The 18356-nt window shown below is 69.1% G+C and carries 18 protein-coding genes; 4 read left to right on the forward strand and 14 right to left on the reverse strand.

Going from position 1 to position 18356, the window contains the following annotated elements:
- Nucleotides 1-9: 9 nt before the first annotated feature.
- Genes nuoK through ACZ6KY_RS34920 form a run of 11 tightly spaced genes read right to left on the reverse strand, consistent with a single transcriptional unit; the run spans nucleotide 10 to nucleotide 10801 of the window.
- Nucleotides 10-309 (reverse strand): NADH-quinone oxidoreductase subunit NuoK, encoded by a 300-nt coding sequence (gene nuoK / locus ACZ6KY_RS34870; RefSeq protein ID WP_355840740.1) that lies wholly within the window; start codon nucleotides 307-309, stop codon nucleotides 10-12.
- Nucleotides 306-1121, reverse strand: coding sequence for an NADH-quinone oxidoreductase subunit J (locus tag ACZ6KY_RS34875; RefSeq protein ID WP_469314260.1), 816 nt, complete (start codon nucleotides 1119-1121; stop codon nucleotides 306-308). Before ACZ6KY_RS34875 ends, nuoK begins: the two co-directional genes overlap by 4 nt.
- On the reverse strand, nucleotides 1118-1747 hold the full coding sequence (gene nuoI / locus ACZ6KY_RS34880; RefSeq protein WP_469314261.1) for an NADH-quinone oxidoreductase subunit NuoI: 630 nt from the start codon (nucleotides 1745-1747) through the stop codon (nucleotides 1118-1120). The genes ACZ6KY_RS34875 and nuoI overlap by 4 nt, the downstream gene beginning before the upstream one ends.
- Entirely contained in the window at nucleotides 1740-3113 is a 1374-nt protein-coding gene (gene nuoH, locus ACZ6KY_RS34885; protein WP_469314262.1) for an NADH-quinone oxidoreductase subunit NuoH, read from the reverse strand. The genes nuoI and nuoH overlap by 8 nt, the downstream gene beginning before the upstream one ends.
- Entirely contained in the window at nucleotides 3110-5614 is a 2505-nt protein-coding gene (locus ACZ6KY_RS34890) for an NADH-quinone oxidoreductase subunit G (protein ID WP_469314263.1), read from the reverse strand. The genes nuoH and ACZ6KY_RS34890 overlap by 4 nt, the downstream gene beginning before the upstream one ends.
- Nucleotides 5611-6963, reverse strand: a complete 1353-nt coding sequence (gene nuoF / locus ACZ6KY_RS34895) for an NADH-quinone oxidoreductase subunit NuoF (RefSeq protein WP_365878066.1) — start codon at nucleotides 6961-6963, stop codon at nucleotides 5611-5613. Before nuoF ends, ACZ6KY_RS34890 begins: the two co-directional genes overlap by 4 nt.
- Nucleotides 6960-7802 carry an NADH-quinone oxidoreductase subunit NuoE gene (gene nuoE, locus ACZ6KY_RS34900; protein ID WP_261704925.1) on the reverse strand — a complete coding sequence of 281 codons (843 nt, stop codon included), beginning with the start codon at nucleotides 7800-7802 and terminating at the stop codon, nucleotides 6960-6962. The genes nuoF and nuoE overlap by 4 nt, the downstream gene beginning before the upstream one ends.
- On the reverse strand, nucleotides 7799-9139 hold the full coding sequence (locus ACZ6KY_RS34905) for an NADH-quinone oxidoreductase subunit D (RefSeq protein WP_469314264.1): 1341 nt from the start codon (nucleotides 9137-9139) through the stop codon (nucleotides 7799-7801). The genes nuoE and ACZ6KY_RS34905 overlap by 4 nt, the downstream gene beginning before the upstream one ends.
- Entirely contained in the window at nucleotides 9136-9876 is a 741-nt protein-coding gene (locus tag ACZ6KY_RS34910) for an NADH-quinone oxidoreductase subunit C (RefSeq protein ID WP_469314265.1), read from the reverse strand. Before ACZ6KY_RS34910 ends, ACZ6KY_RS34905 begins: the two co-directional genes overlap by 4 nt.
- Nucleotides 9873-10427: a NuoB/complex I 20 kDa subunit family protein gene (locus tag ACZ6KY_RS34915; protein WP_003998928.1), complete on the reverse strand. Its 555-nt coding sequence runs from the start codon at nucleotides 10425-10427 to the stop codon at nucleotides 9873-9875. The genes ACZ6KY_RS34910 and ACZ6KY_RS34915 overlap by 4 nt, the downstream gene beginning before the upstream one ends.
- A 14-nt stretch (nucleotides 10428-10441) precedes the next feature.
- Entirely contained in the window at nucleotides 10442-10801 is a 360-nt protein-coding gene (locus ACZ6KY_RS34920; RefSeq protein WP_037627175.1) for an NADH-quinone oxidoreductase subunit A, read from the reverse strand.
- Between the two features lie 724 nt (nucleotides 10802-11525).
- Here ACZ6KY_RS34920 and ACZ6KY_RS34925 point away from each other — a divergent pair.
- The gene (locus ACZ6KY_RS34925) at nucleotides 11526-12359 is read left to right on the forward strand and encodes a C40 family peptidase (protein ID WP_469314266.1); all 834 of its coding nucleotides are present in this window, start codon (nucleotides 11526-11528) and stop codon (nucleotides 12357-12359) included.
- Nucleotides 12360-12632: 273 nt separating this feature from the next.
- A complete protein-coding gene (gene def, locus ACZ6KY_RS34930; protein ID WP_469314267.1) occupies nucleotides 12633-13259 on the forward strand; it encodes a peptide deformylase in 627 nt (208 codons plus the stop codon).
- A 21-nt stretch (nucleotides 13260-13280) separates the two neighbouring features.
- Here the strand turns inward: def and ACZ6KY_RS34935 are convergent, their stop codons facing one another.
- Nucleotides 13281-14582, reverse strand: a complete 1302-nt coding sequence (locus tag ACZ6KY_RS34935; protein WP_355840752.1) for a geranylgeranyl reductase family protein — start codon at nucleotides 14580-14582, stop codon at nucleotides 13281-13283.
- Nucleotides 14583-14680: 98 nt separating this feature from the next.
- On the opposite strand from ACZ6KY_RS34935, the gene ACZ6KY_RS34940 reads away from it, so the two are divergent.
- Both ACZ6KY_RS34940 and ACZ6KY_RS34945 read left to right on the forward strand, forming a co-directional pair.
- On the forward strand, nucleotides 14681-15187 hold the full coding sequence (locus ACZ6KY_RS34940; protein ID WP_469314268.1) for a GNAT family N-acetyltransferase: 507 nt from the start codon (nucleotides 14681-14683) through the stop codon (nucleotides 15185-15187).
- An 81-nt stretch (nucleotides 15188-15268) separates the two neighbouring features.
- Nucleotides 15269-15601, forward strand: a complete 333-nt coding sequence (locus ACZ6KY_RS34945; RefSeq protein ID WP_351124539.1) for a PASTA domain-containing protein — start codon at nucleotides 15269-15271, stop codon at nucleotides 15599-15601.
- A gap of 115 nt (nucleotides 15602-15716) precedes the next feature.
- Here the strand turns inward: ACZ6KY_RS34945 and ACZ6KY_RS34950 are convergent, their stop codons facing one another.
- Both ACZ6KY_RS34950 and ACZ6KY_RS34955 read right to left on the reverse strand, forming a co-directional pair.
- Nucleotides 15717-16412: a demethylmenaquinone methyltransferase gene (locus tag ACZ6KY_RS34950; protein ID WP_261704917.1), complete on the reverse strand. Its 696-nt coding sequence runs from the start codon at nucleotides 16410-16412 to the stop codon at nucleotides 15717-15719.
- A gap of 267 nt (nucleotides 16413-16679) precedes the next feature.
- Entirely contained in the window at nucleotides 16680-18203 is a 1524-nt protein-coding gene (locus ACZ6KY_RS34955; RefSeq protein ID WP_469314269.1) for an InlB B-repeat-containing protein, read from the reverse strand.
- Between the last annotated feature and the right edge of the window lie 153 nt (nucleotides 18204-18356).

Raw genomic sequence — 18356 nt, forward strand, 5'->3', positions numbered from 1 at the left:
AGCGACCCCTTACAGCTTCATCAGGCTGGCGTCGTCGACCGAGGCCGAGTGGCGGGAACGGAACAGCGACACGATGATCGCGAGCCCGACCACGACCTCCGCGGCGGCGACGACCATCGTGAAGAAGGCGATGATCTGGCCGTCGAGATTGCCGTGCATCCGGGAGAAGACCACGAAGGTGAGGTTGCAGGCGTTGAGCATGAGCTCGATGCACATGAACACCACGATCGCGTTCCGCCTGATCAGCACACCGGTGGCGCCGATCGTGAACAACAGGGCGGCGAGATAGAGGTAGTTGACCGGATTCACTTGGACGCCTCCTCCGTCTTCGTGCGCTCCAGGCGCTCCTCGGCGCGCTGCTCCAGCGCCTTCAGATCGTTCAGCGCCTCGGCCGACACGTCACGGATCTGCCCGCGGTCGCGCAGCGTCTTGCTGACGGTCAGCTCGGACGGAGTGCCGTCGGGGAGCAGGCCCGCGATGTCCACCGCGTTGTGCCGGGCGTAGACACCCGGCGCCGGCAGCGGCGGGACGTGCTTGCCCTCGCGCACGCGCTGCTCGGACAGCTCGCGCTGGGTCTTGGGCCGCTCGGTGCGCTCGCGGTGCGTCAGCACCATGGCGCCGACGGCGGCCGTGATGAGCAGGGCGCCGGTGATCTCGAAGGCGAACACGTACTTCGTGAAGATGAGGGCGGCGAGGCCCTCCACGTTGCCGTTCGCGTTCGCCTTCGCCAGGCCGTCGAAGTCCTCGATGGAGGCGTTGCCGATACCGGCGAACAGCAGGACTCCGAAGCCGAGTCCGCAGACCAGGGCCAGCCAGCGCTGCCCCTTGATGGTCTCCTTCAGCGAGTCCGCCGCGGTGACGCCGACGAGCATGACGACGAAGAGGAAGAGCATCATGATCGCGCCGGTGTAGACGACGATCTGGACGATGCCCAGGAAGTACGCGCCGTTGGCGAGGTAGAACACCGCCAGGATGATCATGGTCCCGGCGAGGCACAGCGCGCTGTGCACGGCCTTCCTCATGAAGACGGTGCACAGGGCGCCGATCACCGCGACGGTGCCGAGGACCCAGAACTGGAAGGCCTCTCCGGTGGAGGTGGAGTACGCGGCCAGGTCGGTCATGCCTTCTCCCCCTCTCCGGCGGCCGTACCCGAAGGAGTGGCCGAGGGGTGCGACTCGCCCTTGGAGACGGCCACCTGACGCTCGGTGCCGGGCGCGGCCTCGGTCACCAGACCCCGGTAGTAGTCCTGCTCGTCCGTGCCCGGGAAGATCGAGTGCGGTGTCTCGACCATGCCCTCCTCAAGGCCGGCGAGCAGCTGCTCCTTGGTGTAGATGAGGCTGGCGCGACTGCTGTCCGCGAGCTCGAACTCGTTCGTCATCGTCAACGCGCGCGTGGGGCACGCCTCGATGCACAGGCCGCACAGGATGCAGCGGGCGTAGTTGATCTGGTAGACGCGGCCGTACCGCTCGCCCGGGGAGTAGCGCTCCTCCTCGGTGTTGTCCGCGCCCTCCACATAGATGGCGTCCGCGGGGCAGGCCCAGGCGCACAACTCGCAGCCCACGCACTTCTCCAGGCCGTCCGGATGGCGGTTGAGCTGGTGCCGGCCGTGGAACCGCGGCGCGGTGGTCTTCTGCTGCTCCGGGTACTGCTCGGTCAGCCGCTTCTTGAACATGGCCTTGAAGGTCACGCCGAAACCGGCGACGGGGTTCTGGAAACCCGGTTTGGTCTCCTTCGGCTCCTCAGCCATCGGACCCCTCCTTTCCGTCACGAGATCCGGTAACCGATCCATCACTCGCAGTATCGGACCCGCCACTGACAACCAGCTCCCGCTCGTGGCGCGGACGGCGCCGCGGTACCGGCGGCAGCTCCTGGCCGGGCAGCGGGGGCACGGGGAATCCACCGGCCATCGGGTCGAAGGCGGCGGGCTCGGCGGGCGTCTCCTGGGCTCCCTGCTTGTCGCGGAAGATGTCCGCGATGAACGACAGCAACAGGAGGACGAGGACGCCTCCGCCGACGTACAGGGCGATGTCCGCGAAGGCGACGTGCTCGTTGCGCAGCGTCCGTACCGTCGCGACGAGCATCAGCCAGACCACGGAGACCGGGATGAGCACCTTCCAGCCGAGCTTCATCAGCTGGTCGTAGCGGACGCGCGGCAGCGTGCCGCGCAGCCAGATGAAGAAGAACAGCAGCAACTGCACCTTCACCACGAACCAGAGCATCGGCCACCAGCCGTGGTTGGCACCCTCCCAGAAGCTGCTGATCGGCCACGGGGCCCGCCAGCCGCCCAGGAAGAGCGTCGTCGACACGGCCGAGACCGTCACCATGTTCACGTACTCGGCGAGCATGAACAGCGCGAACTTGATCGACGAGTACTCGGTGTTGAAGCCGCCGACAAGGTCGCCCTCGGACTCCGGCATGTCGAAGGGGGCCCGGTTGGTCTCGCCGATCATCGTCACGATGTAGATGAGGAACGAGACCGGCAGCAGCACGATGTACCAGCGGTCGTGCTGCTGCTCGACGATCGTCGAGGTCGACATCGACCCGGAGTAGAGGAACACCGAGGCGAACGCGGCACCCATGGCGATCTCGTACGAGATCATCTGCGCGCAGGACCGCAGACCGCCCAGCAGCGGATAGGTGGATCCGGAACTCCAGCCGGCGAGCACGATCCCGTAGATGCCCACCGAGGCCACCGCGAGGATGTAGAGCATCGCGATCGGCAGGTCGGTGAGCTGCATCGTGGTGCGCTGACCGAAGATCGAGACCTCGTCGTCCGCGGGCCCGAAGGGGATCACCGCGATCGCCATGAAGGCCGGGATGGCCGCGACGATCGGCGCGAGGACGTAGACCACCTTGTCCGCGCGCTTGACGATGAGGTCTTCCTTGAGCATCAGCTTCACGCCGTCGGCGAGCGATTGGAGCATGCCCCAGGGCCCGTGCCGGTTGGGGCCGATGCGCAGCTGCATCCAGGCGACGACCTTGCGCTCCCACACGATGGAGAAGAGCACGGTCACCATCAGGAAGGCGAAGCAGAACACCGCCTTGACGACGACCAGCCACCAGGGGTCGTTGCCGAACATCGAGAGATCTTCAGCGGCGAGGTACGGCTTCATGCCTCCACCTCCTTGGGGGCCTCGGCGGCGATCGTCGCCGGGCCGATGCGGACGAGTGCGCCGGGCAGCGCGCCGGTGTCGGAGGCGACGCCCCCACCGGTCGAGTTCAACGGGAGCCAGACCACGCGGTCGGGCATCTCGGTGATCTGCAGCGGGAGTTCGGCCACTCCGGCGGGACCCGTCACGGCGAGGACGTCGCCGTTCTTGACCCCGGCCTCGGCGGCCGTGGCGGCCGACACGCGCGCGTGTGCGGCGTGCCGGGTCCCGGCGAGCGCTTCGTCGCCCTCCTGGAGACGCCCCCGGTCGAGCAGCAGCCGGTGCCCGGCCAGTACGGCCTCGCCGGCGGCCGGACGGGGCAACTGCACCCCGGTCTCCAGGGGTTCGGTGGCACGCGGCCCGTCCCAGGCGCCCAGCCGGTCGAGTTCCGCGCGCGTGGTGCGCAGATCCGGCAGCCCCAGGTGTACGTCCATGGCGTCGGCCAGCATCTGTAGGACGCGCGCGTCGGTGGGTGCCAGGCGCCGGGTCATCTGGTCGGGCTTGAGGGCCGCCTCGAAGGAGCGGACCCGGCCTTCCCAGTTGAGGAAGCTTCCGGCCTTCTCGGCGACCGCGGCGACCGGCAGGACGACGTCCGCGTGCTCGGTGACCTCACTGGGCCGCAGTTCGAGCGACACCAGGAAGCCCACCTCGGACAGGGCCGCACGCGCGCGTGCCGGGTCGGGAAGGTCGGCGACCTCCACGCCCGCGACCACCAGGGCCCGCAGTTCGCCGCCGGCGGCCGCCTCCACGATCTGGCCGGTGTCCCGGCCGTAGCGGTGCGGGAGTTCGGAGACGCCCCAGGCGACCGCGACCTCGTCCCGCGCGCGCGGGTCGGTGGACGGCCGTCCGCCGGGCAGCAGCGACGGAAGCGCGCCCGCCTCGATCGCGCCGCGTTCCCCGGCCCGGCGCGGGATCCACACCAGCCGGGCACCGGTGGCGGTGGCGGCCCGCACGGCGGCGGTCAGCCCTCCCGCCACGGCGGCCAGCCGCTCACCGACGGCGATCACCGCGCCCTCGGCGCGCAGCGCCTCGGCGGCCTTGGCGCCGTCGCCCTCCAGGCCGACACCACTCGCGAGCGCGTCCAGCCACTCGGTCTCGGTGCCGGGCGCGGCCGGCAGCAGCGTGCCGCCCGCCTTCTCCAGGCCGCGTGTGGCGTGTGTGGCGAGGGAGAAGGTCTTCTGCCCGTGCCCGCGCCACGCCTTGCGCAGTCGCAGGAAGACGCCGGGCGCCTCCTCCTCGGACTCGAAGCCCGCCAGCAGTACGGCGGGCGCCTTCTCCAGAGAGGTGTATGTGACGCCCGTACTGTCGAGGTCCCGGCCGCGTCCGGCGATCCGGGCGGCCAGGAAGTCGGCCTCCTCGGAGCTGTGCACGCGCGCGCGGAAGTCGATGTCGTTCGTGTCGAGGGCGACGCGCGCGAACTTGCTGTACGCGTAGGCGTCCTCGACGGTGAGCCGGCCGCCGGTGAGGACACCGGCCCGGCCGCGGGCCGCCGTCAGCCCCTGCGCGGCGGCCTCCAGGGCCTCCGGCCAGGAAGCGGGCTCGAGGACGCCCTCGGCGTTGCGCACCAGGGGCGTGTCGAGGCGGTCGCGCTGCTGCGCGTACCGGAACCCGAACCGCCCCTTGTCGCACAGCCATTCCTCGTTGACCTCGGGGTCCGGCGCCGCGAGGCGCCGCATCACCTTGCCGCGCCGGTGGTCGGTGCGCGTCGCGCAGCCGCCGGAGCAGTGTTCGCACACGGAGTGCGAGGAGATGAGGTCGAAGGGGCGCGAGCGGAAGCGATACGCCGCCGAGGTGAGCGCGCCCACCGGGCAGATCTGGATCGTGTTGCCGGAGAAGTACGACTCGAACTTGTCGCCGTCACCGGTGCCGACCTGCTGGAGCGCGCCCCGCTCGATCAGCTCGATCATGGGGTCGCCCGCGATCTGGTTGGAGAAGCGGGTGCAGCGGGCGCACAGCACGCACCGCTCGCGGTCGAGCAGCACCTGTGTGGAGATCGGGACCGGCTTCTCGTACGTCCGCTTCCTGCCCTCGAACCGGGACTCGGCGTTGCCGTGCGACATCGCCTGGTTCTGCAGGGGGCACTCGCCGCCCTTGTCGCAGACCGGGCAGTCCAGCGGGTGGTTGATGAGCAGCAGCTCCATCACACCGTGCTGTGCCTTCTCGGCGACCGGCGAGGTGAGTTGAGTCTTGACGACCATCCCGTCCGTACAGGTGATCGTGCAGGAAGCCATGGGCTTGCGCTGGCCCTCGACCTCGACGATGCACTGGCGGCAGGCGCCGGCCGGGTCGAGGAGCGGGTGGTCGCAGAACCGGGGGATCTCGATGCCGAGTTGTTCGGCGGCCCGGATGACCAGGGTGCCCTTGGGCACGCTCATCTCTACGCCGTCGATCGTCAGCGAGACGAGATCCTCCGGCGGGACCGCCGCTTCCCCGCCTCCGGAGGGAGCGCTGGTGGTCACTGTCATGCGTTCACCTCCGTGTGCTTGTCCGCCCAGGCCGTGGACCTGGCCGGGTCGAAGGGGCAGCCGCGGCCCGTGATGTGCTGCTCGTACTCCTCGCGGAAGTACTTGAGCGAGGAGAAGATCGGCGAGGCGGCACCGTCGCCGAGGGCGCAGAAGGACTTGCCGTTGATGTTGTCGGCGATGTCGTTGAGCTTGTCGAGGTCGGACATGGCGCCCTTGCCTGCCTCGATGTCCCGCAGCAACTGCACGAGCCAGTACGTCCCTTCGCGGCAGGGCGTGCACTTGCCGCAGGACTCGTGGGCGTAGAACTCGGTCCAGCGGGTGACGGCGCGGACGACACAGGTCGTCTCGTCGAAGCACTGGAGTGCTTTCGTGCCGAGCATGGAACCCGCGGCGCCCACTCCTTCGTAATCAAGGGGGACGTCGAGATGCTCGTCGGTGAACATCGGGGTCGAGGAGCCGCCCGGCGTCCAGAACTTCAGACGGTGACCGGGGCGCATCCCGCCGCTCATGCCGAGGAGTTGGCGCAGCGTGATGCCGAGCGGTGCCTCGTACTGGCCGGGACTGGTGACATGGCCGCTGAGTGAGTAGAGCGTGAAGCCCGGAGACTTCTCGCTTCCCATCGACCTGAACCATTCCTTGCCATTTTGGAGAATTGCGGGAACTGACGCGATCGACTCGACGTTATTTACAACAGTTGGGCACGCATAGAGACCCGCGACAGCAGGGAAAGGGGGGCGGAGCCGCGGTTGACCACGGCGGCCTTCGAGCGAGTCGAGCAGTGCGGTCTCCTCACCGCAGATGTACGCGCCCGCGCCCGCGTGCACGGTGAGCTGGAGGTCGAGTCCGCTGCCCAGGATGTTCTCGCCGAGGTAGCCCGCCGCGTAGGCCTCACGTACGGCCTCGTGCAACCGCCGCAGTACGGGGACCACTTCACCGCGGAGATAGATGAAGGCATGCGAAGACCGGATGGCATAGCACGCGATCACAATGCCCTCGATGAGGCTGTGCGGGTTCGCGAAGAGGAGCGGGATGTCCTTGCAGGTTCCCGGCTCCGACTCGTCGGCGTTGACAACTAGATAGTGGGGTTTTCCATCTCCCTGGGGAATGAACTGCCATTTCATTCCGGTCGGGAATCCCGCGCCGCCGCGGCCGCGCAGTCCGGAGTCCTTGACGTACGCGATCAGGTCGTCCGGCGACATGGCGAGTGCCTTGCGCAGGCCCTCGTACCCCTCGTGCCTTCGGTAGACGTCCAGCGACCAGGACCTGTCCTCGTCCCAGAAGGCCGACAGCACGGGTGCGAGCAGCTTTTCGGGACTTGTTTCGTTGATCTCGGCTGCCAAGGTCATCACTCCCCCTCCTCTGCCACGGGACCCGCCGGGTGGGACGGGTCGGAGGCCGACGTGTCCTGCGGCGCGTCGTGCGAGCTCGGGTGCTCGGCGGGCCGCTGGTTCTGAGGTGCCCCTCCGCCTCGCGGATGCACCACGCGCGCGGGGGCGCTCTCTCCCTTGGCCAGGCGCAGTCCCACCAGTGAGGCGTGGCCCGCGCTGCCGCCGGCCTCCACCGCGCCCTCGCGCTCGTCGGGGAAGCCCGCCAGGATCCGGGCGGTGTCCTTGAAGGTGCACAGCCGGGCGCCGCGGGTCGGGTCGACGTCCACTCCCGCGCGCAGGTCGTCGACGAGACGCTTGGCCGAGTCGACGGTCTGGTTGTCGAAGAACTCCCAGTTGACCATCACGACCGGCGCGAAGTCGCAGGCCGCGTTGCACTCGATGTGCTCCAGGGTGACCTTGCCGTCACCGGTGGTCTCTCCGTTGCCGACGCCCAGGTGGTCCTGGAGGGCCTCGAAGATGGCGTCGCCGCCCATGACGGCACACAGGGTGTTGGTGCAGACACCCACCTGGTAGTCACCGCTCGGCTTGCGCCGGTACATCGAGTAGAAGGTCGCGACCGCGGTGACCTCGGCCGTCGTCAGACCCAGTACCTCCGCGCAGAACCGCTGTCCCGTGCGCGTGACATGGCCCTCCTGCGACTGCACGAGATGCAGCAACGGAAGGAGCGCCGAGCGGGAGTCGGGGTAGCGGGCGATGATCTCGCGCGCGTCCGCCTCCAGCCGGGCCCGGACATCGGCCGGGTAGTCGGGCGCTGGCAGTTGGGGCATGCCCAGGCTGACGCCCTCGGGGGTGGTGGTCACCGGTCGACGCCTCCCATCACGGGGTCGATGGACGCGACGGCGACGATGACGTCGGCGACCTGGCCGCCCTCGCACATCGCCGCCATGGCCTGCAGGTTGGTGAAGGACGGGTCACGGAAGTGGACCCGGAAGGGGCGGGTGCCTCCGTCGGAGACGACGTGCACCCCGAGCTCGCCCTTGGGCGACTCGACCGCCGCGTACGCCTGTCCCGGCGGCACGCGGAAGCCCTCGGTCACCAGCTTGAAGTGGTGGATCAGGGCCTCCATGGAGGTGCCCATGATCTTCTTGATGTGGTCGAGCGAGTTGCCGAGACCGTCGGGGCCGAGCGCGAGCTGGGCGGGCCAGGCGATCTTCTTGTCGGCGACCATGACCGGGCCGGGCTGCAGCCGGTCCAGGCACTGCTCGATGATCCGCAGCGACTGGCGCATCTCCTCCAGGCGGATCAGGAAGCGCCCGTAGGAGTCGCAGGTGTCGGCGGTCGGGACCTCGAAGTCATAGGTCTCGTAGCCGCAGTACGGCTGGGACTTGCGCAGGTCGTGCGGCAGACCCGCCGAGCGCAGGACCGGGCCGGTGGCACCGAGGGCCATGCAGCCGGCCAGGTCGAGGTAGCCGACGTCCTGCATACGGGCCTTGAAGATGGGGTTCCCGGTGGCGAGCTTGTCGTACTCGGGGAGGTTCTTCGTCATCTTCTTCACGAACTCGCGGATCTGGTCCACCGCGCCCGGGGGCAGGTCCTGCGCGAGTCCGCCGGGGCGGATGTACGCGTGGTTCATCCGCAGGCCGGTGATCAGCTCGTAGATGTCGAGGATGAGCTCACGGTCGCGGAACCCGTAGATCATGATCGTGGTCGCGCCCAGCTCCATGCCTCCGGTGGCGATGCACACCAAATGGGAGGAGAGTCGGTTCAGCTCCATCAGGAGCACGCGGATGATCGTGGCGCGGTCGGTGATCTGGTCCGTGATGCCGAGGAGTTTCTCGACGGCGAGGCAGTACGCGGTCTCGTTGAAGAACGGCGTCAGGTAGTCCATGCGCGTCACGAACGTGGTGCCCTGCGTCCACGTACGGAACTCGAGGTTCTTCTCGATGCCGGTGTGGAGGTAGCCGATGCCGCAGCGGGCCTCGGTGACCGTCTCGCCGTCGATCTCCAGGATGAGCCGGAGCACGCCGTGGGTGGACGGGTGCTGCGGGCCCATGTTGACGATGATGCGTTCGTCGTCGGACTTGGCCGCCGACTGCGCGATCTCGTCCCAGTCGCCGCCGGTGACCGTATATACGGTGCCCTCGGTCGTCTCGCGGGGCGAAGCGGCTGATGCCCCGGAAGGGGTCTGCGTGCTCATGAGTACGACCTCCGCTGGTCCGGAGCCGGGATCTGGGCGCCCTTGTACTCGACGGGGATGCCGCCGAGGGGGTAGTCCTTGCGCTGCGGGTGGCCCTGCCAGTCGTCCGGCATCATGATCCGCGTCAGTGCCGGGTGACCGTCGAAGATCAGCCCGAAGAAGTCGTACGTCTCGCGCTCGTGCCAGTCGTTCGTCGGATAGACGGAGACGAGCGAGGGGACGTGCGGATCCGCGTCGGGGGCGCTGACCTCCAGGCGGATCAGCCGGTTGTGGGTGATCGAGCGCAGGTGGTAGACGGCGTGCAGCTCGCGGCCCTTGTCGTGCAGGTAGTGGACGCCGGAGACGCCGGTGCAGAGCTCGAACCGGAGGGCCGGGTCGTCGCGCAGGGTCTGGGCGACGCGGAGCAGGTACTCGCGTTCGACGTGGAAGGTGATCTCGTCGCGGTCGACGACCGTCTTGTCGATGACGCTCTCGGGGACGAGTCCCTGTTCCTCCAGGGCGCCCTCCAGTTCGTCGGCCACCTCGTCGAACCAGCCGCCGTAGGGGCGGGCGGCCGCGCCGGGGAGCCGGATCGAGCGGACCAGGCCGCCGTAGCCGGAGGTGTCGCCGCCGTTCTCCGCGCCGAACATGCCGCGCTGGACGCGGATCTCCTCGCCCTTGTCGCCTCGCTGGCCGGGAAGGTTGGAGGCGCCGAGGTCCTTCTCGGGGTTGACCCCGTTGCCGTTCGCGTCGCTCACCGCAGCAGGCCCTTCATCTCGATGGTGGGAAGCGCCTTGAGCGCCGCTTCCTCCGCCTCGCGGGCCGCCTCCTCGGCGTTGACGCCGAGCTTGGAGGTCTGGATCTTCTGGTGGAGCTTGAGGATCGCGTCCATCAGCATCTCGGGGCGCGGCGGGCATCCGGGCAAATAGATGTCGACCGGGACGATGTGGTCGACGCCCTGCACAATGGCGTAGTTGTTGAACATTCCGCCCGATGACGCACAAACCCCCATGGAGATCACCCACTTGGGATTGGGCATCTGGTCGTAGACCTGCCGCAGCACCGGCGCCATCTTCTGGCTCACCCGGCCGGCCACGATCATCAGGTCGGCCTGGCGAGGTGACCCACGGAAGACCTCCATACCGAAGCGCGCCAGGTCGTAACGCCCGGCGCCGGTCGTCATCATCTCGATGGCACAGCAGGCGAGTCCGAACGTCGCGGGGAAGACGGACGCCTTGCGCACCCAGCCCGCGGCCTGCTCGACGGTGGTCAGCAGGAATCCGCTCGGCAGCTTTTCTTCGAGTCCCATGTCTTAAAGGCCCCTCAGTCCCATTCCAGGCCGCCGCGCCGCCATACGTACGCGTACGCCACGAAGACGGTGAGCACGAAGAGCAGCATCTCCACGAGCCCGAAAACACCCAGGGCGTCGAAGGTGACGGCCCAGGGGTAGAGGAAGACGATCTCGATGTCGAAGACGATGAAGAGCATCGCCGTCAGGTAGTACTTGATGGGAAAACGCCCGCCGCCGACCGGCGTGGGGGTCGGCTCGATGCCGCACTCGTACGCGTCGAGCTTGGCGCGGTTGTACCGCTTCGGACCGATCAGCGTGGCCATGACCACGGAGAAGATCGCAAAGCCTGCCCCGAGGGCTCCCAGTACGAGGATCGGCGCATACGCGTTCACGCTCCTCGCTCCTCTCAGTCGGCACTGACTGGTGGCGGTTCGACGAGCCTGCGCCCCTGCCTCACCAGCACCGCGAACCTCACCCGTCCCGGCGAAGATCGCGGACATGTGAAGCAGGTCACAAGCCCAACTGCCTCGCATCTTATGCCCGGCGGTCTGTGATCTGCGACACGGGGTATTGCACAAGCTTTGTGATCTCCACCACCTGACGAACGATCATGAAGTCGGATGAGCGGTGATCTTCACACGCGAAGCGTCAGGTCGGTCACCAGACGTGACATTTTCGTTCATCGCCGCAGGCCCAGGGGGGCGTCTCAATATCAAGAGACTTCCGCTGCATGCAAATTGGTGTTGGACGCACCCCCTTGATAGAGGAGCGCGTTCACACTTCAGGGGGGGATCACTGGACGGATGTGGACACGTGCGCGCGTTCACGAGCAGGGGCGGCCTGGAGGCTGCCGGGGTTCACGCGCGGGACGCCACCGCCCGAGTGACCGTTCCGTGACCTGCGCCACATCTACCTATGAGTCAGATAAGCCGGGCTTGGCCATCGGTTTCAACCGGTGGTAGGCGGAGGGCAATTCGGACGTAATACTGAAAGGCCATGATCACGGGCCTAGTGGACGATGTCCGCAATGCCCGTTACGGCGTCAATAAAGAGTGACGCGCGACGAATTCGGCCGCCGATTGAACAACTGTGGCGCACCACACGTTTCTTGAAGGTATGAGGGAGCCCCTGGTACCGCTAGTACCCATGTCCCACACCGCACACATACGAAGCCACCGGAAGCCCCGCCGCAACGCCCCGTCGCTCGCGATGCGCGCCGGAGTTGCCGGTGGCGTCCTCAGCACCCTGGCAGTGGCCGGGGCAGCGGGTTCGGCGAGTGCCGCCGAGCCCGTGACGCAGACGCTGGAACTGCCGACCCTGACGGCCGATCTGGCCACCCAGGTCGCGCAGTCCGCGGACGCCACGCAGCAGACCGCGGCCAACTACGAGCTGCAGGCGGAGCGCGACGCGGCCGCCGCCAAGGCCGCCAAGCAGGCCAAGGCCGACCTGGCCGACGCCAAGAAGAAGGCGGAGACCAAGCAGAAGGCCGAGGCGGCACGCAAGGCCGCGGCGGCCGACGCCGTCTCGCGTTCCTCGGCGCGGACCGTCCTGTCCGCCAGCGCCTCCACGTCCACGAACATCGCCGCTCCGGCCAGCGGCAGTGTCGCGACCGTGATCGCGTTCCTCAAGGCGCAGGTCGGCGACGCGTACGTCATGGGCGGCACCGGACCCAACGCGTGGGACTGCTCCGGTCTGGTGCAGGCGGCGTTCAAGCAGGTCGGCGTCGACCTGCCGCGTGTCTCGCAGGACCAGTCGGTGTCCGGTACGCCGGTTTCGCTGTCCAATGTTCAGGTCGGCGACATTCTGTACTGGGGTTCGGCGGGTTCGGCGTACCACGTCGGTGTGTACATCGGTAACGGGCAGTACCTGGACGCGGCCAACCCCGGCAAGGGTGTCGTGATCCAGGACCTTTCGGGCTACCCGGCGACGGGCGCGGTGCGCGTGCTCTGACCCACGGGTGTCTTCCGGAGGGCCGCTTCCTGTGCGGGGAGCGGCCCTCCGGCCTGTCCTGGAGGCGGTTCTCCGGCGGCCTGATCCGGAGGCCGGTTCTCCGGCGGCCAGTTCCAGAGGGCAGTTCTCCGGCGGCCTGCTCGGGAGGCGGTTCTCCGGCCCGGGCCGGGCTGTTCGGGTACGCCGCGCGACGGCATGCGCCAGGGTGGGAACCGGCGCCGGAGGGCGGCGGACCGCCGTCGGCCGCGGTGCCCGCGCCCGAAGGAGACAGCGATGCCCCGTGTGTTCGTCCAGGGAAGCCCGGTCGGCTCGTACCCGCCGCTCACGCCGGAGGCCCGACGCGGAACGGTCCGCAGGATCACCGAGGTCGGGGAAGAGGTTCTGCACCGCCCCTGTCGGGACGTGACCGAGTTCGGCCCCGATCTCGCCGCGCTCATCGACGACATGTTCCTGACCATGTACGCCGCGGACGGCGCCGGCCTCGCCGCGAACCAGGTCGGTGTGGATCTGCGGCTCTTCGTCTACGACTGCCCCGACGACGACGGGGTCCGGCACGTCGGCCACATCGCCAACCCGGTCCTGGAGCGGCTCGCACCCTCCGGCCGACGCCTCCTGGACGAGGGCGAGGGGTGTCTGTCCGTCCCGGGGGCCGTCGTGGACGTACCCCGCCCCGACCGGGCCGTCGTGCGGGGCGTGGACAAGGACGGGAACCCGCTCGTCATCGAGGGGACGGGGTACTTCGCGCGCTGTCTGGAGCACGAGAGCGACCATCTCGACGGACACGTCTACCTGGACCGGCTCTCCCGGCGGGACCGCAAGGACGCCCTGCGGCAGGTGGCCGAGCGGCGCGAGCGGGTGGTGGCCCGTCGCGCCGCCAAGGAGTCGGAGCTGTCCCGGTGACCGCTCGGGCGGCCCGTCCGGTCAGGCCTTCGGGGCCACCTTCGAGAGGCCGTTGATGATGCGGTCCATCGCGTCGCCGCCCGTCGGGTCGGTGAGGTTCGCGAGCATCTTCAGCGTGAACTTCATCAGCATCGGGTGGCTCAGGCCGCGCTGGGTGGCGATCTTCATGACCTTCGGGTTGCCGATGAGCTTCACGAAGGCGCGGCCGAGGGTGTAGTAGCCGCCGTAGGTGTCCTTGAGGACGCGCGGGTAGCGCTGGAGGGCCAGTTCGCGCTGGCCCGGGGTGGCACGCGCGTGGGCCTGGACGATGACGTCGGCGGCGATCTGGCCGGACTCCATGGCGTAGGCGATGCCCTCGCCGTTGAAGGGGTTCACCAGGCCGCCGGCGTCACCCACCAGGAGCAGGCCCTTGGTGTAGTGCGGTTGACGGTTGAAGGCCATCGGGAGTGCGGCGCCGCGGATCGGGCCGGTCATGTTCTCGGGGGTGTAGCCCCAGTCCTCCGGCATCGAGGCGCACCAGGCCTTCAGGACCTCGCGCCAGTCCAGCTCCTTGAAGGAGTTGGAGGTGTTGAGGACGCCGAGGCCGACGTTCGAGGTGCCGTCGCCCATACCGAAGATCCACCCGTAGCCGGGCAGCAGGCGGTCCTCGGCGCCCCGGCGGTCCCACAGCTCCAGCCACGACTCCAGGTAGTCGTCCTCGTGACGCGGCGAGGTGAAGTACGTACGGACGGCGACGCCCATCGGGCGGTCCTCGCGGCGGTGCAGGCCCATCGCGAGGGAGAGGCGGGTGGAGTTGCCGTCGGCCGCCACCACCAGCGGGGCGTGGAAGGTCACCTCCCGCTTCTCCTTGGAGTCGGCGTCGCCCAGCTTCGCGTGCACGCCGGTGATGCGGCCGGTGCGGTCGTCGATGATCGGGGCGCCGACGTTGCAGCGCTCGTACAGCCGCGCGCCCGCCTTCTGCGCCTGCCGCGCCAGCTGCTCGTCGAAGTCGTCCCGCTTTCGCACGAGTCCGTAGTCGGGGTAGGAGGCGAGATCCGGCCAGTCGAGCTGGAGGCGGACGCCGCCGCCGATGATCCGCAGGCCCTTGTTCCGGAGCCAGCCGGCTTCCTCGGAGATGTCGATGCCCATCGACACCAACTGCTTGGTGGCGCGCGGGGTCAGCCCGTCACCGCAGACCTTCTCGCGCGGGAAGGCCGTCTTCTCCAGGAGCAGGACGTCGAGCCCCGCCTTCGCCAGGTAGTACGCGGTGGTGGAACCGGCTGGCCCGGCCCCGACGACGATGACGTCGGCGGTGTTTTCGGAGAGGGGTTGGGGCTCGGTCACGGCGGGGTCTCCCCAAGACTCGAAATCAACGTGCCGACGGGCACTGGACATGGGCAGTCTATGCAGCGGTACCGATCACCCGGCTGAAGGGCTGCCCCGTGAACCGAGCTCTCCCCGACGTACGCCTGCGCGTCCCCACCGACGAGGACGCCCTCGCGTGGCACCGGGTCTTCGACGACCCCGAGGTCATGGAGTTCCTCAGGGGCCACACGGCCGAGCCGTCCGTGTACGAGGAACTGACCGCGCGCCAGCGGCGGCACGACGCTGAGTACGGATTCTGCCTGTGGACGATGGTCGGCCCGGGGGACGAGGTGCTGGGCTTCACGGGCGCGCAGCCGTGGCCGCACTCCTGGGGGCCGGCCGGACAGATCGAGATCGGCTGGCGGCTGGGGCGGGCGCACTGGGGCAAGGGGTACGTCACGGCGGCGGCGCGGACCACCCTGGAGCGAGTCCGCGCGGCGGGCGTCACGGACGTCGTCGCGATGGTCGACGCGGCCAACGCCCGTTCCATCGCGGTGACTCAACGGCTCGGCATGGAGCTCACGGATCGGTTCACGCTGCCCTCGTCGACGCAGGAGGGCCACTGCTACCGACTGGCCCTCTGACGGAATCCGGAAGGCCTCCTCACGGCTTCCGGAAGGGCACGGGCGAGGCTTACCCTGCCGGTACCGCTGGGGGTGACGTCTGTGCGCATAACACCCAAGACACCCGAAGTACGCGTACCGCGACTCGTCGGTCTGATGGCCGTGGACGCGCGTGAGACGGCAGAGGCGCGGGGTGTGCTGCTCGCCGCGCCCGACCGGCCCGACTTCCATCGGACGGTCGTCGACTACGTCGTACGGCAATTTCCGCAGCCCGGGGCCGAAGTGCCGCGCGGAGCCGTCGTCACCGTGTGGTTCGACCTCGGGGACGCGGAGGGCGGCGCCGGAGTGCGCGAACCCCGGCCGCCCCGCCCGCCGTCGGGCGGGCTGCGCCGCGAACTCGACCAGCCCGGCGACCCGTTCGAGGTTCTCAGGTAGCCGGACCTCAGGTAATCGGACCTCAGGCAGCCGGTTCCCAGGTAGCCGGTCCTCCGGGGTGGGCAGTCTCTCCGGCGTGGGCAGTCTCTCCGGGGGGTGGGCGGGGCCGGGTGGTTCAGGCCTGCTTGTAGCCCCGGTGGAGGGCCACGATGCCGCCCGTCAGGTTGCGCCAGGCCACCTTCGACCAGCCGGCCTTCTGCAGCCGCTCGGCCAGTTCCGGCTGGGTCGGCCAGGCGCGGATGGACTCGGCGAGATAGACGTACGCGTCGGGGTTGGAGGAGGCGGCACGGGCGACCGGGGGCAGCGCGCGCATCAGGTACTCGGTGTAGACCGTGCGGAACGGCGCCCAGGTGGGGTGCGAGAACTCGCAGATCACGACGCGCCCGCCGGGCTTGGTCACGCGGTACAGCTCGCGGAGCGCGGTGTCGGTGTCCTGCACGTTGCGCAGCCCGAAGGAGATCGTGACGGCGTCGAACGTGTCGTCCTTGAAGGGCAGCCTGGTCGCGTCACCGGCCGTCAGCGGCAGCCAGGGGTGGTTCCGCTTGCCGACGCGGAGCATCCCGAGGGAGAAGTCGCAGGGGACGACGTACGCGCCGGTGCGGGCGAAGGGGAGCGACGAGGTCGCCGTACCGGCCGCGAGGTCGAGGATCTTCTGTGCGGGGCGCGCGTCGACCGCCTTCGCGACCTCCTTGCGCCACACCCGGTCCTGGCCGAGCGACAGCAGGTCGTTCGTCAGGTCGTACCGTTCCGCCACGTCGTCGAACATCGAGGCGACTTCGTGCGGCTGCTTGTCCAGGGATGCGCGGGTCACGATCCCATTGTGGCAGTACGGGCCGGGCGACTCTCCGGCGCCCGGCCGCAGAATCGGACGCGGTCGGGGGCGCCCGCCCGGGGCCTGGTTCCTCGCGCAGGTCAAAGGCCGCCTTCCGCGCACGAGGACGAGCGCCGCACCCGTCCCGGTGAACCGTGGGGACGGGTGCGGCGCTGCCCGGCGGCCCGGGTGTCCGCCGCCGGCCGATCGGGGTCCGCGGACGGCCGTGGGCCACCGCGGGGACTACGACGGACTCCGACGGACGGACTACGGGATCTCGGTGAACAGCGCGACGATCCTGTGGTTGGCGTTCATGGTGATCCGGTAGCTCGGCGTGGTGACATTCTGGGGGACGCCGTCGACCTCCCAGCCGGCGAACTGGAATCCCCCGTTGGGGGTGGCGGTGACGGTGACCACCGAACCGGGGTCGTACGGGCCGTACTCGCTGGGCTTGACGCTGCCTCCGGCGACGGGGCTGGTGGCCAGGTCGAGAGAGACACGGTCGGTGACCGTCGAGGCGCGGTAGCCGGCCAGGAACTCGGCGGCCTGTGTCGCGACGGCGGCGTTGTTGTTGTCCGCGTCACCGAGGGCCTGGTCGTTGAGCAGGTTCTCCGTGTTGGAGTACTGGTTGACGACCTGGCACCGCAGGGTGCAGGCGCTGGAGTAGGCCATGATCGTGTGGTGCCGCTGGTCGGGGGTGACCCAGCCGTAGTTGAAGGTGCCCACGGGAGTCGTTCCCCCCTGGTTCACCACCGTCTTGCGGTCGTGCATCAGACCGAAGTTGTGGCCGATCTCGTGCGCGAGGTTCTCCCACCCGGTGATGGAGTAGGCGCTGGTGACCGAGAAGGCGTCGTTGTCGGTCGCCGGGCCCGCCGGGTTGGGCAGGTCGGCCTGCCCGGAACTGTCCTCCGGGGGGATGGCGGCGACGAGCGCCACCAGGTCGGCGCCGAATGCCGCCCGCTGGGCGGCGGCCGTGGCGCCGAGGGTCAGGTTCGCGGGGTTGCTGATCATGCTCAGCAGGGTTCCGGCGTTCTCGCGGGCGACGCCCGTCGCCTGGGTCTGGTACGAGTGGACGACGTGGACGCTGGCAGGCACTCCGCTGGTCGCGAGCGCCCTGTTGAGCTGGTTCACGCCGTAGTTGATCCGGCCCTGGACCGCCCCGACGCTGCCGAGTTCGGTGACGGTGGCCGGGGTGTAGGCGACGACGATGTCGATGGCCGCGGGGTTTTCGGGGGTGGCGACCCGCAGACCCGGCTTGTGGGGCTTGTGGGACCTGCTCGGCGGCAGGGTCACCGTGTCGACACCCTGTCCGCTGGGGGGCAGCTTCAGGGTGTCGATCTCCTGGAGCAGGTACCGGCCCGGACGCTTGGCCAACGGCGAGTACTGGTACTGGAGGAAGCCGACCTCGATCTCGCCAGAGAGGGTGACGGGCCCGGCGGTGCAGGCTCCGATGACGGACACGGAGATGGTGTTCTCGGGATGTCCGGGGTCGTGACCGGCCCAGAACACCGTGCCGTCCGCCTCCAGGCTCTTGAAGTCCTCGACCGCCGTGAAGCCCTTGCCGTGGTCGAAGAGGGGGAACGTGCGGCGCTCGGGCTTCCCGTCCGTCTCCTTACGGCACAACGAACGGAATTCCTGGGGATCCGTGCGCATCACGGCGCTGCGCTTCACCCAGGGCTCGTGGTGGTCGTGCCCGCCGACGGCTCCGGCGGCAGGGGTGTTCAGGGCCAGCGCGAGGGTGGAGGTGAGGGCGGTCGCCGCGGTGGAGGCGGCGAGCAGGGAACGACGCATGAGGTACGTCAGCCTCTCTGTGGGGGTTTCTCCTCATGCTCGTAACCAAGATCGCGCCCGGCACCTTCTGCACGTGCTCGCACGGCCAACCGGGGCCAGGTTCACTCGGATACCGGCCTGTCCAGGACCAGTCGGCCCTTCCCGCCATGCGGC

The sequence above is a fragment of the Streptomyces sp. NPDC042002 genome (assembly GCF_055588305.1).